Source organism: Pantoea sp. K16, from assembly GCF_048452805.1.
Taxonomy (GTDB): Bacteria; Pseudomonadota; Gammaproteobacteria; order Enterobacterales; family Enterobacteriaceae; genus Pantoea; species Pantoea agglomerans.
On sequence record NZ_JBLWNV010000001.1, the window covers coordinates 221,412 to 236,244 of the forward strand.

Annotated in this window: 14 protein-coding genes; 9 read left to right on the forward strand and 5 right to left on the reverse strand. The window is 49.7% G+C overall.

Features of this window, described 5'->3' with window-relative positions; translation table 11 throughout:
- Positions 1 to 38 precede the first annotated feature (38 nt).
- Positions 39 to 950 (forward strand): LysR family transcriptional regulator, encoded by a 912-nt coding sequence (locus ACK13D_RS01050; RefSeq protein ID WP_029519295.1) that lies wholly within the window; start codon positions 39 to 41, stop codon positions 948 to 950.
- A gap of 180 nt (positions 951 to 1,130) precedes the next feature.
- Here ACK13D_RS01050 and ACK13D_RS01055 read toward each other — a convergent pair whose 3' ends face one another.
- Entirely contained in the window at positions 1,131 to 2,471 is a 1,341-nt protein-coding gene (locus tag ACK13D_RS01055; protein ID WP_010259093.1) for an MFS transporter, read from the reverse strand.
- A 477-nt stretch (positions 2,472 to 2,948) separates the two neighbouring features.
- Between ACK13D_RS01055 and ACK13D_RS01060 the strand changes: the two genes are divergently transcribed.
- The gene (locus ACK13D_RS01060; RefSeq protein ID WP_010670689.1) at positions 2,949 to 3,419 is read left to right on the forward strand and encodes a DUF1203 domain-containing protein; all 471 of its coding nucleotides are present in this window, start codon (positions 2,949 to 2,951) and stop codon (positions 3,417 to 3,419) included.
- A 152-nt stretch (positions 3,420 to 3,571) separates the two neighbouring features.
- Here ACK13D_RS01060 and ACK13D_RS01065 read toward each other — a convergent pair whose 3' ends face one another.
- Positions 3,572 to 4,447: a LysR family transcriptional regulator gene (locus ACK13D_RS01065; RefSeq protein WP_010670688.1), complete on the reverse strand. Its 876-nt coding sequence runs from the start codon at positions 4,445 to 4,447 to the stop codon at positions 3,572 to 3,574.
- Between the two features lie 100 nt (positions 4,448 to 4,547).
- Between ACK13D_RS01065 and ACK13D_RS01070 the strand changes: the two genes are divergently transcribed.
- Positions 4,548 to 5,522: a nitrilase family protein gene (locus tag ACK13D_RS01070; protein ID WP_132498950.1), complete on the forward strand. Its 975-nt coding sequence runs from the start codon at positions 4,548 to 4,550 to the stop codon at positions 5,520 to 5,522.
- A gap of 491 nt (positions 5,523 to 6,013) precedes the next feature.
- On the opposite strand, the gene ACK13D_RS01075 is transcribed toward ACK13D_RS01070, so the two are convergent.
- Positions 6,014 to 6,487, reverse strand: a complete 474-nt coding sequence (locus ACK13D_RS01075; protein ID WP_033768618.1) for an Lrp/AsnC family transcriptional regulator — start codon at positions 6,485 to 6,487, stop codon at positions 6,014 to 6,016.
- 472 nt (positions 6,488 to 6,959) lie between these two features.
- On the opposite strand from ACK13D_RS01075, the gene ACK13D_RS01080 reads away from it, so the two are divergent.
- Together ACK13D_RS01080 and ACK13D_RS01085 are read left to right on the forward strand one after the other, a co-directional pair.
- Positions 6,960 to 7,586 carry a LysE family translocator gene (locus ACK13D_RS01080; protein ID WP_418795439.1) on the forward strand — a complete coding sequence of 209 codons (627 nt, stop codon included), beginning with the start codon at positions 6,960 to 6,962 and terminating at the stop codon, positions 7,584 to 7,586.
- Between the two features lie 433 nt (positions 7,587 to 8,019).
- Complete coding sequence (locus ACK13D_RS01085; protein WP_010670685.1) at positions 8,020 to 8,820, forward strand: SDR family oxidoreductase; 801 nt, start codon at positions 8,020 to 8,022, stop codon at positions 8,818 to 8,820.
- Between the two features lie 180 nt (positions 8,821 to 9,000).
- Here the strand turns inward: ACK13D_RS01085 and ACK13D_RS01090 are convergent, their stop codons facing one another.
- Complete coding sequence (locus ACK13D_RS01090) at positions 9,001 to 9,549, reverse strand: TetR/AcrR family transcriptional regulator (RefSeq protein WP_010670684.1); 549 nt, start codon at positions 9,547 to 9,549, stop codon at positions 9,001 to 9,003.
- A 127-nt stretch (positions 9,550 to 9,676) separates the two neighbouring features.
- Here ACK13D_RS01090 and ACK13D_RS01095 point away from each other — a divergent pair, with 127 nt between their 5' ends.
- The 4 genes from ACK13D_RS01095 (at position 9,677) to ACK13D_RS01110 (ending at position 13,485) form a co-directional block, all read left to right on the forward strand.
- A complete protein-coding gene (locus tag ACK13D_RS01095; protein WP_249654799.1) occupies positions 9,677 to 10,765 on the forward strand; it encodes an alkene reductase in 1,089 nt (362 codons plus the stop codon).
- Between the two features lie 75 nt (positions 10,766 to 10,840).
- A complete protein-coding gene (locus ACK13D_RS01100) occupies positions 10,841 to 11,623 on the forward strand; it encodes an SDR family NAD(P)-dependent oxidoreductase (RefSeq protein WP_010670682.1) in 783 nt (260 codons plus the stop codon).
- A gap of 201 nt (positions 11,624 to 11,824) precedes the next feature.
- Positions 11,825 to 12,847 carry an NADP-dependent oxidoreductase gene (locus ACK13D_RS01105; protein WP_029519292.1) on the forward strand — a complete coding sequence of 341 codons (1,023 nt, stop codon included), beginning with the start codon at positions 11,825 to 11,827 and terminating at the stop codon, positions 12,845 to 12,847.
- Between the two features lie 161 nt (positions 12,848 to 13,008).
- A complete protein-coding gene (locus ACK13D_RS01110; RefSeq protein WP_010259108.1) occupies positions 13,009 to 13,485 on the forward strand; it encodes a glutathione peroxidase in 477 nt (158 codons plus the stop codon).
- Between the two features lie 83 nt (positions 13,486 to 13,568).
- On the opposite strand, the gene ACK13D_RS01115 is transcribed toward ACK13D_RS01110, so the two are convergent.
- Positions 13,569 to 14,789: an MFS transporter gene (locus ACK13D_RS01115; protein ID WP_010670679.1), complete on the reverse strand. Its 1,221-nt coding sequence runs from the start codon at positions 14,787 to 14,789 to the stop codon at positions 13,569 to 13,571.
- Positions 14,790 to 14,833 lie beyond the last annotated feature (44 nt).

Here is a 14,833-nt window from a genome sequence, read left to right on the forward strand (position 1 = left end):
TGATTGATAATGGGGCTGTATTTCGCTTTAATATTGCCATGAAGGAACAAATAATCTTTGAAAGACTAACAGGTCTGATTGCATTCGCTCGTGCGGGATCGCTCGGCAGCTTTACCGCTGCCGCTCGCTCGCTGGCAGTATCCCCTTCCGCGATAAGTAAAAGTATCCAGAGACTGGAGCAGCGTCTTGGCATCACATTGTTCACCCGAACCACCCGTTCGCTGGTGCTGACTGCTGAGGGTCGTGAACTGCACGAGCGCACGCTGCAGTTATTACGCGATGCGGAGGAGCTTGAGCAGGTCGCCATGCGATCGCGAGAGGAGCCAGCGGGAACATTACGCATTGCGGCATCGTTTCCGATTGGTGTTCATGTGATCGCGCCTCTCCTTCCGCAATTCTGTGCACTTCATCCTAAAGTGACAATCGACTTAAAGCTGAGTGATCGCATAATAAGCATTGTTGACGAGAGTATTGATATAGCCATTCGGATCGGCGACCTCGCAGATTCAAATCTTCTGTCGCGTCGCCTGTCGCCCTATCAGATAGGTTGTTATGCTTCGCCAGATTATTTGACCCGATGCCCGGAACCCGAACACCCCAATGATCTTATCGGGCATAAAACGGTTAATTTGCGATATCAAAATACGGGGCAGATTTTTCGCTGGCCGTTCCGGGTTGGCGAGCGGGAGATTGAAATTGTGCCATCATCTGCTGTCATCGTCGATGCAAGCGAGGCCGTTATCGCGGCTGTGGCGGCCGGTGCCGGAATAGGCATGGTGTCGAGTTTTATGGCTGCTTCCTGGGTTAAGCGCGGGGAGTTAGTGCCCCTTCTCACTGATTTTTCAGTAGAGCGGCATAATATTTCTGCGGTATGGCATGCGAGCAGGCGTTCAAATCCTGCTGTACGCGCCTTTATTGATCTCATGCTTAACAGTTCTGAACGCTCTTAAACTGGGTATTGTCAGTAAATCCCCAAAGGTAAGTTCTTTCCGCATCTGACACATAACAGACATCAACAACCAGCAGACTGATTCAGTTAATGACAGGATGTGGAATTTTTATATGGCAGAGATAAAGCCGGAAGAACCCGCCTGCAGAGGCGCTGCTAAGCGTCTGCAGGCGGGATTACTTTATTTACTGACTGACGAAGCGCTATTTTCAACGTCGATGGTTAACTCTTTTTTGCGGCCCATGACCAGCACGGCAATGCCCCCGATGCCACAGAGGATAGCCAGTGGCACCATAGCCAGCGTATGGCTGCCGGTCGCCTGATTGATAATGCCATAAACGTTGACCATCACCCCACCGCCGATCAGGTTCGCCATCGCACCGATAGCCGCCAGACCCGCTGCGGCCGTTGTGGATGACATCCATCCCGATGCCAGCGCCCAGAAAGGTCCTTTCATTGAGTAGGCCCCGATTAATACCAGCGACAGGATCACCACACTGCCGGTCAGACTATTGGTGATAAAGGCTGACAGCAGGCCACCTGCAATTAAGAACAGCGTTAACGCAGTGTGCCAGCGACGCTCTCCGCTGCGGTCAGAACTTCTGCCCCAAATAATCATCAGAATGGAGGCCAGGCCGTAGGGAATCGCATTGACTAAACCGGTGGTAAAGTTATCCAGTCCAAACGATTTAAGCAGTTGCGGAGACCACACGCTCAGCGTTGAGCCCGCCGCAGACGCGCCTGCATAAATCAGCGCCATCACCCAGATATGTTTGTGACGCAGCAACTGCCACAAAGAGATATGACCTATCGCCTTCTTCTTCGCATTTTCGGCTTCGAGTGTGCTGTTCAGCCACGCTTTTTGTTCCTGATTTAACCAGCTGGCATTAGTGGGACGATTGCTCAGTAAAAAGAAGGCTGCAATTCCCAGAATGACCGCCGGAATACCTTCCAGGATAAATAACCAGTGCCAGCCACGCATACCGTACCAGCCATCCAGTGACAAAATCAGACCAGAAATGGGCGATCCAATAAAGTTTGCCGCAGGAATGGCCACCATAAAGGTAGCAATCACGCGTGCACGGTACTTTCCGGGGATCCAGTAAGTCAGATAAAGAATGACGCCAGGGAAAAATCCGGCCTCAGCGGCACCCAGTAAAAAGCGTAATATATAGAGTGTATTGGCACTTTCAACAAAGGCGGTACAGACAGAGATGATACCCCACGACACCATGATGCGAGAGATCCAAATCTTTGCGCCAATTTTCTGCATGGCCAGATTGCTGGGTACTTCAAACAGGAAGTAACCGACAAAAAACAGACTGCTCGCAAAACCAAATACCGCTTTCGACAACCCTAAATCTTCGTTCATCTGCAACGAAGCCATCCCAATGTTGCCGCGATCGATAATGGCAATCAGATAACAAACAATCAGGAAGGGCAAAATGCGCCAGACCACCTTTTTAACGGTCTGCTGCTCAATATCGGCAGAGAAAGTCGGGATGTGCTGTTTTTCAGACATGATGATCCTCACAATTTTGTCATCGCTTTACGTGCAATCCGCAAAGCGCTTTGTTTTACTCTGTAAAACTGTAATGTACTGAGTAAAACCATTATCACGATAAAAATTCTTTCCCGCCGGAAGATGTAATGAGGTTGTGTTATTTGTCACAAAAAAGTATTCGTCAACCTTAGTTTATGTGACGAGTATGTCGTTACCGGGTGGAGTTCAGCGATCTTTTTAATAAAGTGACGACAGGAGAACGGGAAAGAGTGAGGGGGAACAGAGTAATTTGAGTGCAGCGGTCGGGAAGTAAGGCCTTAGCACTTGTGTGAAGGTATCAGCCAGCGTCTGAGAAGTTTGCAACTGATGAAGCACTCGCCTGCCACTGTCGAACGGCCACTTCATAAAATTCCCTGACCGATAACGGCGAGTTTCTCCTCACAGTATTCGATAACGTCATTATTCGCGGTGTTACGATGAAAAGAGAGGGATACTATGAAATATAAAATTTCCGGCCTGAACGCCGGGCAATTTGCTCATCTTTTTGGACAGAGCGATGAATATCTGAAAAAACACCATGCAGTACGACAAACGGTAGAGTGCTATCCGGGTTATCCCGACAGAATCTCATTGTGCGATATCCCCGTTGGAGAAAGCGCCCTCCTGATTAATCACATCTATCAGCCTGCCGACACGCCCTATTTTGGTACTCATGCAATCTATATATGGGAGGGATGCACCCGGCAAGGCATTTACATCAATGAATTACCTGAAGTCCTGCTAAGCAGAACGCTGTCATTAAGGGCCTATGACGGAAAGCATTTTTTAAAAGAGGCGGATATAGCTGAGGGGAAATTTGCTGAAAATCTCATCGGCCATTTTTTTGCCGATCCTCAGATTAGTTATATCCAGATACATAATGCGAAACGGGGATGCTATTCCTGCTGTGCAGAACGTTTTGAATGACGGTTTGTATTGATAAGCCCTATCCGCAACAGGAAATTATTCGTTGCCAGGGTTCCTTGGTGTCATCCCCCTGTTCTGAAGAGGGTGCTAAGAATTATGTCAGTAATCCTGCCCTATCCAATAGGGTAAAAGGAGTGCCTGTTTCTGGAGGGTCAGACGTCATGAAGCGCGATACCCTTTTTAATACTGGCAATAAAATTATCACGGATTATATCCTCGTGGTTCGCGTTCCAGGCAATGCCAACTTTCCAGCTTATTGACTCACCGGTTAACGGAATAATAACCAGCTCCGGCGGTGCAATATGCATAACACTGTATGGCACAAGGGCAACACCCGTGCCCGCGATGACCAGCGCGACAATAGTTTGTATATCATCACTCAATTGAGTGGATGATATAAAAAGCGCGTTGTCATGAAGAAAGCGGTCAATTTGCGCATTTAAACCCCGTCCTCGCTTGGCATGAAGTCGCAATAGAGGGCGTTTCCTCAGCCAGTCAGCAGCAGGCAATGACGGTGAACTTGCAGGCGCAATCAAAACCAATCGATCGGTAAACAATGGCAGGTAATCCAGCGCTACGGGAGGCGGAACTCTGACAAAACCGATCTGGAGCTCATCATTTTGCAAAAGTTCGTACTGCTGGAAGGAAGGAAGATCCGTCAATGACATCTCTATCCCCGGACACTCCAGACGAAATTCTGCCATACAGCGTGGTGCAAGGTAAAAACTTGAGAGACCGAACCCCACGGCTAAATGCCCTTCAATCCCTTTTGAAACCCGCTCTGCATGATGCATAAATAATCGGGTTTGCCTGACCACTTTTTCAGCCTCTGGCAGCAGACATCTGCCACCGCTCGTGAGTGTGGCTCCATGACGCCCCCGCGTAAACAGTGACGTTTCCACCAGGGACTCAAGGAGATTAATCTGCTTGGTCAATGCAGGTTGCGAAATAAACAACGCCCGTGCCGCGTCAGCATAATTTCTTTTTTCAGCCAGCATCAAAAAGGCCTTAAGCAAGCGGATGTTCATTTTTACATTCCAAAAGGTTATCGAAACCGGAAATGTTTTGATTATACAGTTATCAGCAATGGTTATGTAATTCAGTTTCGATTACTACCGGAGAAGTACCATGAGCAAACATACATCCTTAAAAGCTGCCACAGTGCAATTTCAGCATCAGGCAAATAACAAAAATTATAATCTGCTGATAATGGAGAAATTTATTGAACAGGCAGCGATTGAGCAGGTGAAAATCCTCACATTCCCGGAAATGTGTATTACCGGCTACTGGCATGTACCCAAACTCACCTCGGCTGAGGTAACTGCTCTCGCCGAGCCGATCGAGGGGAGTCCTTCCCTTACGTTGATTCGTTCCCTGGCGATGAAACATCAAATGCTGATTGGCGCCGGGCTTATCGAAAGAGCCGATGATGGCCGCCTCTATAATGCGTATGTTGCCTGTATGCCCGACGGCTCAATGCACACTCATCGCAAACTCCACGCTTTTGAACATCCGTCAATCAGCAGCGGTGACCGCTTTACCGTTTTTGAAACGCCCTGGGGAGTAAAAGTAGGTATCCTCATTTGCTGGGACAATAATCTGGTAGAAAATGTGCGTGCAACGGCATTGCTGGGTGCAGATATTCTTCTCGCGCCACATCAGACAGGCGGTACCGATTCCCGCAGTCCTTATGCGATGAAACCCATTCCGATGACGCTCTGGGCGGAGCGGGAAACGCGAAGGGAGGAAATTACTGCTGCATTCAAAGGGGCAAATGGTCGGGAATGGCTGATGAGATGGCTGCCCGCTCGTGCGCATGACAACGGATTATTTATTCTCTTCAGTAACGGCGTAGGTGCAGATGATGATGAGGTGCGCACAGGTAATGCAATGATCCTGGATCCTTATGGAAGAATCATTAATGAAACCTGGGCAGCGGAAGATTTTATGGTGAGCGCTGACCTTGATTTGAGTCTGCTTGCAATGAGTACCGGACGTCGCTGGATCCATGGTCGCCGTCCTGATTTATACCATATTCTGACACAACCGCAGGGTTACGAACGTGATGCGATTAGCGCCCGATTTTCTGATGAGACGCCTTAAATAGGCTCGGCGACTGAAATCATCCAGTCGCAAGAAAGATTGTCAGGGCGCGGCATCGTGAAAACCCCGCCCTGACATTAAAGCTTAAACTACGCCGGCAAATCCCGGTACAACGGTTATCGTCACGGTAAAGCATGGACTTTATGGCTGGGGGAAGATTGATGGCATAATTTCATGTAAATAAGCGTCTCTTTTTAAGCTGACAGAGGCTGAAGAGAGGCTATGAATTAAAGTTTAAGCTGCTGGCTGCTCCGGTTTGAAAGGCACTATTGGTCGTTATCAACAATCAAGTCATCACAAATACTCGTGTTGTTAAAGCAGAAAAATGAGGAGAGTCAGCACGCTCGCTAACGCTATGCCACTATTAACTTGTGTAAGATCATGCCGGATAACAGTTTTGTGCGCTGAATCACGCAGGTAGCGTGCCTGATCATTAAATCCGCTCTATGCGGAATTGATAATCAGTCACTGGGCATCCCGGCAGCGATAGACTACTCAGAGATTTTCTTAATAGGATAACTAACGAGTGGTTTGATCTCTTTAAGCACAAACATACTCTGCATTTCTTTAATTCCTGGCAATCTGCGTACCACTGACATTGCAAAATCAGCATAGGAGTCCAGATCTGAAGCCACAACCTGTAGCAGAAAGTCAGCATCCCCACCGATGCTATAACAGGCAACCACATCCTCCAGGGCGGTCACTTCCTCTTCAAACTTTCTGGCCTCCGCTTCGCTATGGCTGTCAATGACGACCCGAATGAAAACCATTACTCCCAGCCCAATTTTCTTGCGGTCAAGAACAGCACGATAGCCCTGAATCACTTTATCTTCCTCGAGCTTACGAACTTTGCGCCAGCAGGGAGATGCTGAAATGTTTATCTTCTCCGCCAGCACCTGGTTAGTTACCCGGGCATCGTCCTGTAAAATTTCGAGAATTTTCATATCTGTCGAGCTAAGCATCATAAGGGGAAATTCCTTTCGTTATGGAGGCGGTTTAGGGTTACTTTTACCTAAAAACAGGCATTAAGTAAAAAATATAGGTAACAATTTTCCGCTTTCCTGCTGCATAATATATTTACTTTTCCAGGCTGTTATTACAAACAATATAAGGGAAAACTGAACCCTGATTTAATGCATATGGTTCAATTTAATTTAAAGAATGCAGGAATCTGATCATCTCTTGAAGAGAGGATCGGATAAAGCACTGCGCGCACATGAAAATTAAACTTGTCATCTGCGTAGTTAAATCAATGCAGTAATATCCGCCATGCAATAATTGAACATCCACTTTCAACGTTAAACCAACTGATAAAAAGGATGCATATCTTTAACCCTTAATTAAGCTTTTTATATGACAACCATCGCTCAGAACCAGGCATTTTTGAACAAATAACTCTGTTCCCTTTTACCGAAGTGCGTTTCAACAGGAATAACTATGTCAGGAACTACTGAAATACTATCTTATATTACTGCGCTCGGTTTAGCTGCTGCAATTCCGGGTCCGGGGATGACTGCATTAGTCGCTCGCAGCGTGAGTGGGGGCGCAATAACAGGCTTTACGATGCTGGCCGGTCTCATTCTCGGAGATTTGATTTATTTATCTGTGGCGGTATTTGGTCTGGCGGTGATCGCTCATACCTATACCTCTCTCTTTACACTGATTAACTGGGCTGCCTCACTCTTTCTATGCCTGCTGGCATGGCATTTCTGGTGCCACCAGCCTCAGGCAATAAATATCGATCAAAAAGCGACAAAACGAGAACTGGCATCAGCCTGGTTTTCAGGACTGACCATAACGCTGGGAAACCCTAAAACCATCGCTTTCTATCTGGCTATACTGCCTCTGGTTATCTCTCTCGATAATGTATCTTTTCAGATGTGGGGAGGACTGCTTGTTCCGCTTACCGTGTTAGTCCTTTTGAGTGTGGGAGCCGTTTTTATTTTTGCAGCCCTCAGGATACGCCACCTCCTGACCAGCGCTAAAGCGCAACGACTCCTTTTCCGTTCAGCCGGTACCATCATGATGCTGGCCGCGGCTGGAATGGTGGTAAAGACTCTTTAGCTTTCATTACCACCTCCTCTGCCTCAGGAAAATGGGGCCGGTCTCGTGGTCTCGATAGAAAATGATCAAGCTCTGGCCTGGTTATCAGGCAATAAGCAATAAATAGTAAAAGGGATTCCAGCCAGAAAAGCCTGAGCGTCAAAAGCAGCTATCTTCTGATAGCTGCTTTTTTGCCTTTCAGATATCCCATTTTTTACTGCTTATGTTCCTGCTTCAACGTTTCCTGGCTATCCACCAGGACCGCATTAGCGGCTAACCCTGTACTTCACATCTATAATTCAGTGACTCAGGCCCATGCGCCCGATCCGGCTAGCCGATTAATCAGTTTGGGGGTGGCTGGACATCGTAGTGTCAGCTATACATCGATATTCACTCCCCTGATGATGCCGGCCGGATTTAAGACGCTCATCATTTACAGAAATAAGGATGCCTCATGATCTTTTCTCTCAAAAATCAGGTTGCGCTGGTTACCGGTGCCAGCTCGGGTCTCGGCTATGCCTGCGCAGAAGCACTCGCTAAAGAAGGTGCCTGTGTAGTGATTAACTACCATAGCCAGGCGGAACCGGCCGAGGAGCTGGCTGAGAAAATCCGCGCCGATGGAGGCCGTGCAATTGCTGTAAAAGGAGACGTGTCTAAAGAGGCGGATGTAGAGAATCTTTTTGACCAGACGATCAGGGAATTTGGCAGGCTGGATATCCTGGTGGCGAACTCAGGACTGCAGAAAGATGCCCCGTCCATTGAGATGACGCTAGAGGACTGGAATACCGTTCTGGACGTGAACCTGACTGGCCAGTTCCTCTGCGCGCGTGCTGCGCTGCGGCAGTTCAAGCGTCAGGAGCATCGCAAGGACATCAGCAAAGCTGTCGGTAAGATTATTCATATGAGCTCGGTTCACCAGCTCATTCCCTGGGCCGGACACGTCAACTATGCCGCATCAAAAGGCGGCGTTGACATGCTGATGAAAAGTCTGGCTCAGGAAGTGGGTGAAGAACGTATTCGTGTCAATGCAGTGGCACCCGGCGCTATCGCTACCGCTATCAACGAGGAAAGCACCCAGGGTGAAGCGGGCAAAGCGCTGTTAAAGCTCATCCCTTACGGGCGTATCGGTGCGGCTGAAGATGTGGCGAATGCCGTCGTCTGGCTTGCCAGTGATCTCTCTGATTACGTTCATGGCACCACGCTTTTTATCGATGGTGGAATGAGCCTTTATCCCGGATTCCGCGACAACGGCTGAGTGATGCGTCACTGTCCCAGGTGGATGGCCGACTGATCGATAGCCCGTTGATGGGAATAGTATCCGGAACGGGAAGTCCGGATTACGCATTCCCGCCGTTCATAATAAAACGCCAGCGGGCTGGTGCGTTCAGTCCAGGCCGCAACGATTTTAGCAAGGTTGAACGGCAAGAGCATCGATTCAATCTTTACAGGCATCCGGGCTGATCAGACGCGTACGGCAGACCTCCAGAATTTCATCAGCAAGCCCGGAATTATCCGGGCAGGCACGCGAAAGCATCAGGGCACCCACAAGCTGCGCGAGCGTATTGATCAGATCCGCACGCGTGACCTGTTCCGTTTCTAAAACGGCAAGCTGTCGTTCAATTCCGGCCGCAAAGGTCTCGCGGATGGATTCAGACTGACGCGCTGCATCGGTACCCAGGGCCGACATGACACACCCCTTTGCCATATCATCGCGATGCTGGCGGGAAAGGTAATATTCAACGAACTTTTCCCGACTCACACCCTGAGTTTTTTCCGCCGATTGCGCGAAGCCGCAGTTCATCGCTTCGGCTAACAAATCGGCTTTCGACCCAAAGTGCTTATAGAACCCGCCATGCGTTAACCCTGCGGCTGACATCAGTTCAGCGACGCCTACCCCATCGTAACCCCGCTCACGAAAAAGTTCTGACGCCGTTTCAACGATTCGGTTCCTGTTTTCGCGAACCTGCTCTTTTGACACTTTCATCTTTTCCTCCTGAAACTGAGCTTAAGTATACATTGATGATGATCATAATCAAACCAGTTGACTTTAATGATTACGATCATCATCATTAAATCAATTAACTGACCCGCTAATCCGCAAAGGAATAACCATGACGAATCAATCCTTATTTCAGCCCTATGAACTGGGATCTGTCACGCTTGCGAATCGCATCGTGATGGCCCCGCTTACGCGTAACCGGGCAGGCGCAGGCCTGGTGCCAGGTGAACTGGCAGCGACTTACTACGCTCAGCGTGCCACAGCAGGGTTACTGATTACCGAAGCTACGCAGATTTCAGCAGAGGCGCAGGGCTATCAGGATACGCCGGGCATCTACACGCAGGCCCAGATTGAGGGCTGGCGTAAAGTAACAGACGCGGTACATGACAAAGGCGGACGGATATTTGTGCAGTTGTGGCACACAGGTCGAATTTCACATGTCGATTTACAGCCAGAAGGTGCCGCACCAGGCGCGCCGTCAGCTATCCGTGCTGAAACCAAAACCTTCGTGAACAACCATTTTGTTGATGTTTCAGAACCCAGAGCGCTTGAGCTGAAGGAAATAAAAGGCATTGTTGCCGATTTCAGAAAGGCATCAGCCAATGCTATTACCGCAGGTTTTGATGGTGTAGAGATACACGGTGCGAATGGCTATCTGCTTGAGCAGTTCCTGAAAGATGGTGCCAATCAGCGCACCGATGAATATGGCGGTTCAGTTGAGAATCGTGCGCGTGTGCTATTAGAGGTCGTGGAGGCCGTGAAAGATGAGATTGGCGCAGCGCGGACGGGCGTTCGCATCTCACCGGTCTCACCTGCTAATGCGATTTCATGCAGCGATCCGCAGCCACAATATGACTACCTGGCAGAGCAACTTGATGCTTCAGGTATCGTTTATCTGCATGTTGTTGAAGGCGCGACGGGAGGTCCCCGTGATGCCTCACCGTTTGATTACGCTTCGCTGCGTCGCCGCTTTAAAAACACCTACATCGGTAACAATGGCTATGACCTGGCGCTGGCGTCTGACCATCTTGCACAGGACAAAGCCGATTTGTTCGCATTCGGTCGCCCCTTCATTTCTAACCCCGATTTTGTCGAAAGACTTAAGTCGGGAGCACCTCTGGCCCCGCTTAATCCTGAAACACTGTATGGCGGAGGTGCGGAGGGCTACACCGACTATCCATCGCTTAGCGGTAACAGTTAGTCACTCTTCAGGTATCACGGTTAACCCTGCATCGCTAACAGCGATTTTTATCAAACAAATGAAGAAGATAAAACTATGACTCGTACTTCAGTCCTCATTACAGGCGCATCAACGGGTATTGGTGCTGTTTACGCTGAGCGCTTTGCACGTCGTGGACATGACCTTGTTCTGGTTGCTCGCGACAAATTGAAATTAGAGGCGCTTGCTGAACGGCTGCGACAGGAAAATCATATTTCCGTCGATGTGCTGCCTGCCGACCTCACGCTGGCGAGTGATTTAGCTGCTGTTGAAGCACGCCTCCGGGAAGACACGCGGATAGGTATTCTTATCAATAACGCAGGTATCGCTCAGTCCGGCACGTTTACCGAGCAGACGCCTGATTCCATTGAACGCCTTATCGCGCTTAACGTCACTGCCCTGACGAGACTGGCCACTGCTGCAGCACGCCGGTTCGCAGAAGCCGGAGAAGGTTCGATCGTCAATATCAGTTCCGTAGTCGGACTCGCCCCGGAATTTGCAATGACGGTTTACGGCGCAACAAAAGCCTTTGTTCTTTTCCTCTCTCAGGGAATGAACGTTGAGCTCTCTTCAAAAGGCATTTATATCCAGGCGGTGCTCCCTGCAGGTACGTACACCGAAATCTGGGATCGTGCCGGTATCGACATCAGTAACGCCTCAAAAATGATGGAAGTGGGCGAACTGGTTGACGCCGCTCTGGCGGGTTTTGACCGCCGCGAACACGTGACGATTCCGCCATTACATAAAGCTGATCGCTGGGATGTTCTTGATGCCTCCCGTCAGGGTCTGCTCTCGGACATCAGACAGGAAGAGGCCGCAGAGCGATACAAAACCCTTTAGCCAAGCCCTGCTCAGCAGAACCTTTTACGGGTTCTGCTGAGCGGTAAATCGACCATGAATGTCTTAATGGTGGCATGAGCAGATTAACCGGCAAAACCTTATTCCATTATTTATTACGTTGCTCCCGGGAGCCGATTTTTTGCTCAGCAACAGAGGCACCTGAAAGTACGTCAGTGCTAAATATCAGAGGATAAACACCAAATGAAAACCAGGACGATGCGAGCCTTTACGTTTAAGCGCTACGGGAAATCACCTGAGCTGGGATTTGAAAATGTAGATTACCCTTCCCCCGGTGCCGATGAAATCCTGGTAAAAGTCTATGCCGTTGGTCTCAATCCCATTGATAACATGATCCCCGGCGGAATTTTCAAACCGATTATGCATTTTAAAATTCCGGCAACGCTGGGCAGTGATTTGTCAGGCGTGGTGATTGCAACAGGAAGTCGGGTGACACGTTTCAAGCCGGGCGATGAAGTCTTCGCCAGCATTTTCGACAGGGGAACAGGTTCACTCGCCGATTTTGCATGCGTTCCTGAACGTCTCGCGGCTATTAAGCCTGAAAATCTGGATTTCATTGAGGCTGCTTCGTTGCCGATGGTTAGCCTCACCGCCTGGCAGGCGTTTACAGAGAGAGCACATCTGCGGGCAGGACAAAAAGTGTTTATTCCGGCAGGTTCGGGAGGAATTGGCACTATTGCGATTCAGCTGGCGAAACATCTTGGCGCCAGGGTAGCGACGACGACCAGTTCAGCCAACGTGGAGTGGGTGAGTCGGCTGGGCGCAGATGAAGTGGTTGACTATAAAAAGCAGGAATTTGAAACCGTGCTGAGCGGCTACGATCTTGTACTCGGCACGCTGCGGGGGGATTCAATTGAAAAATCCATGCAGATTCTTAAACCTGGTGGAAAGATTGTTTCTCTGGTTGGTCCATTAGACGTTAATTTCGCGCGAGCCCGGCAGCTGAATATCTTGCTGCGGATGATTTTTGCCCTGATGAGTCGCAAAATTATGCGCCTTTCAAAAAAGCGCGGTCTGGATTATTCATTTCTCTTTGTTCGTCCTGATGGCGATCAACTCACCCAAATCGGCAAACTTATTGAAGCAGGACATATCAAACCGGTAATCGACAGGGTGTTCCCATTTGCAGACACAAAAGATGCCCTGGCTTACCTTGAACAGGGACATGCAAAGGGTAAAGTCGTGGTTGAAATTCATCAGGAATAACAACCAGATCTGAAGTGAGAAATAATCATTAAGCCTTGTGGTAGCGCCTGAAGCCAGGATGCTTGACCTGCTAACTAAGCATCTGCTTCCCAGACCCCGCTGTCGTTATGCACTCTGTGGTAATGTTAACGTCACACGGTTTTTGCTCTGAGGATTGCGACATGTCTCCCTTTTATCAACTCACTGCCACCAGTCTGAATGGCCAGCTTATCCCGATGACCGACTACGCTGACAAGGTGGTTCTGGTGGTTAATACCGCCAGCCATTGTGGATTCACGCCACAATACGCAGGTCTTGAATCGCTCTATAAAAAGTACGCCGCGCAGGGGCTGGTGGTGCTGGGTTTTCCCTGCAACCAGTTCGGAAAGCAGGAACCCGGCGGTGCCGAAGAAATCGCGCAGACATGCCACATCAACTATGGTGTGAGTTTTCCGATGTTCGGGAAAGTTGAGGTCAATGGCACCTCAACGCACCCGATTTTCCGTTACCTGAAAGATGAATTACCCGGCGTGCTGGGTGGTCGTATTAAGTGGAACTTCACTAAGTTCCTGATCGGGCGCGACGGAAAACCGATCAAACGCTTTGCCCCGACCACCACCCCGGAGAAAATGGAATCCGCCATTCTTGCTGCTCTTTAAGTGAGGTGTTTTACCATCTCACTGTCAATGACGGGATTACCAGTAAACTGTTTCTTCCCGCCCCATCTGGCAGCGCCTGTAACTCATCGACGTCTGTTCAGGGCCAGAAGCGGACGTTGTTCACTGTGAGAAGCAGAACGCATAGCAGCGCTATGCCCGGTTTTGTCAGTCAGTCCGGATATAACCGCCAGAATCAGCGCTATAACCGAGAGTATCGCGCCTGCCCAGTCAGGCGACTGAAGACCAAAGCCGGCCGCTATAACTGCCCCTCCCAGCCATGCACCCAGGGCATTACCGAGATTGAAGAGGCCTATGTTAACGGCTGCAGCCAGCGTCGGAGCCCCTGCCGCCCGCGCTTTGTCCATCACCAGTTTCTGGATGGGGGACACGGTCGCAAACCCAAACGCAGCCATCAGAAAAATACAGACCGCTGACATGACCTGGTTGTGGGCAGTAAAGTTAAATACCAGCAGGACTAGGGCCTGAGCAGCCAGGGTGACGTAAAGCATCGGCATAAGCGCGCGATCGGCATATCTGCCGCCCAACTGATTACCGACAAATAGCCCCAGACCGAACAGCAGCATCAGCCATGCCAGGCTGCTTTCGCTGTATCCGGCCAGCCCGATCATCATGGGTGCGATATAGGTAATGGAGGTAAAAAATGCACCCGGCCCAAAGACCGTTATGCCCATCGCCAGCAGAACATTGACGTTGCGGAAGGCATTAAACTCGTGTGCGAAATTATGGTTCACCGGACGGGGCTGATGCGGGATAAGCATACCGACGCTGATAACCGTAACAACTCCAATTGCGGCAATAACCATAAAAGCATCCCGCCAGGAAAGATGCTGCCCGATCCAGGTACCGACGGGAACACCAATAAGATTTGCTACGGTCAGTCCCATGAACATGAATGCAATCGCCCTTACCCGCTTAGATGGCGCAACCATATCGGCAGCAATGATCGAACCAATACCGAAGAAGGCGCCGTGAGTCAGAGACGTGATGATCCTGCCCAGAATGGCAATGCCCAGCGTGGGCGCAAAGGCCGTAACGAGGTTACCCGCCACAAACAGCAGCATCAGAAAAACCAGCATGGCTTTTCGGGGCACTTTTGAGCCCAGAATAATCAGGGCCGGCGCGCCGACAAAAACACCCAGCGCATAAGCCGTTGCCAGATTTCCGGCTACGGGAATAGTAACGTTGAAATCAGCGGCAATAACGGGAAGCAGGCCGGCAATGATGAATTCAGTCGTACCGATACCGAATGCACCAATCGCCAGCGCCCAGAGAGCAAGTGGCATAACAAATATCCTGTCAGTTAACCTATTTTTTTGTCTGAGCTGCG

Coding starts and splice junctions, on each gene's coding strand:
- ACK13D_RS01075 (WP_033768618.1), bottom strand. CDS start 6,487: ATGATGCTTAGCTCGACAGATATGAAAATTCTCGAAATTTTACAGGAC.
- ACK13D_RS01095 (WP_249654799.1), top strand. CDS start 9,677: ATGACGAATCAATCCTTATTTCAGCCCTATGAACTGGGATCTGTCACG.
- ACK13D_RS01085 (WP_010670685.1), top strand. CDS start 8,020: ATGATCTTTTCTCTCAAAAATCAGGTTGCGCTGGTTACCGGTGCCAGC.
- ACK13D_RS01050 (WP_029519295.1), top strand. CDS start 39: ATGAAGGAACAAATAATCTTTGAAAGACTAACAGGTCTGATTGCATTC.
- ACK13D_RS01100 (WP_010670682.1), top strand. CDS start 10,841: ATGACTCGTACTTCAGTCCTCATTACAGGCGCATCAACGGGTATTGGT.
- ACK13D_RS01055 (WP_010259093.1), bottom strand. CDS start 2,471: ATGTCTGAAAAACAGCACATCCCGACTTTCTCTGCCGATATTGAGCAG.
- ACK13D_RS01105 (WP_029519292.1), top strand. CDS start 11,825: ATGAAAACCAGGACGATGCGAGCCTTTACGTTTAAGCGCTACGGGAAA.
- ACK13D_RS01060 (WP_010670689.1), top strand. CDS start 2,949: ATGAAATATAAAATTTCCGGCCTGAACGCCGGGCAATTTGCTCATCTT.
- ACK13D_RS01115 (WP_010670679.1), bottom strand. CDS start 14,789: ATGCCACTTGCTCTCTGGGCGCTGGCGATTGGTGCATTCGGTATCGGT.
- ACK13D_RS01065 (WP_010670688.1), bottom strand. CDS start 4,447: ATGAACATCCGCTTGCTTAAGGCCTTTTTGATGCTGGCTGAAAAAAGA.
- ACK13D_RS01070 (WP_132498950.1), top strand. CDS start 4,548: ATGAGCAAACATACATCCTTAAAAGCTGCCACAGTGCAATTTCAGCAT.
- ACK13D_RS01080 (WP_418795439.1), top strand. CDS start 6,960: ATGTCAGGAACTACTGAAATACTATCTTATATTACTGCGCTCGGTTTA.
- ACK13D_RS01110 (WP_010259108.1), top strand. CDS start 13,009: ATGTCTCCCTTTTATCAACTCACTGCCACCAGTCTGAATGGCCAGCTT.
- ACK13D_RS01090 (WP_010670684.1), bottom strand. CDS start 9,549: ATGAAAGTGTCAAAAGAGCAGGTTCGCGAAAACAGGAACCGAATCGTT.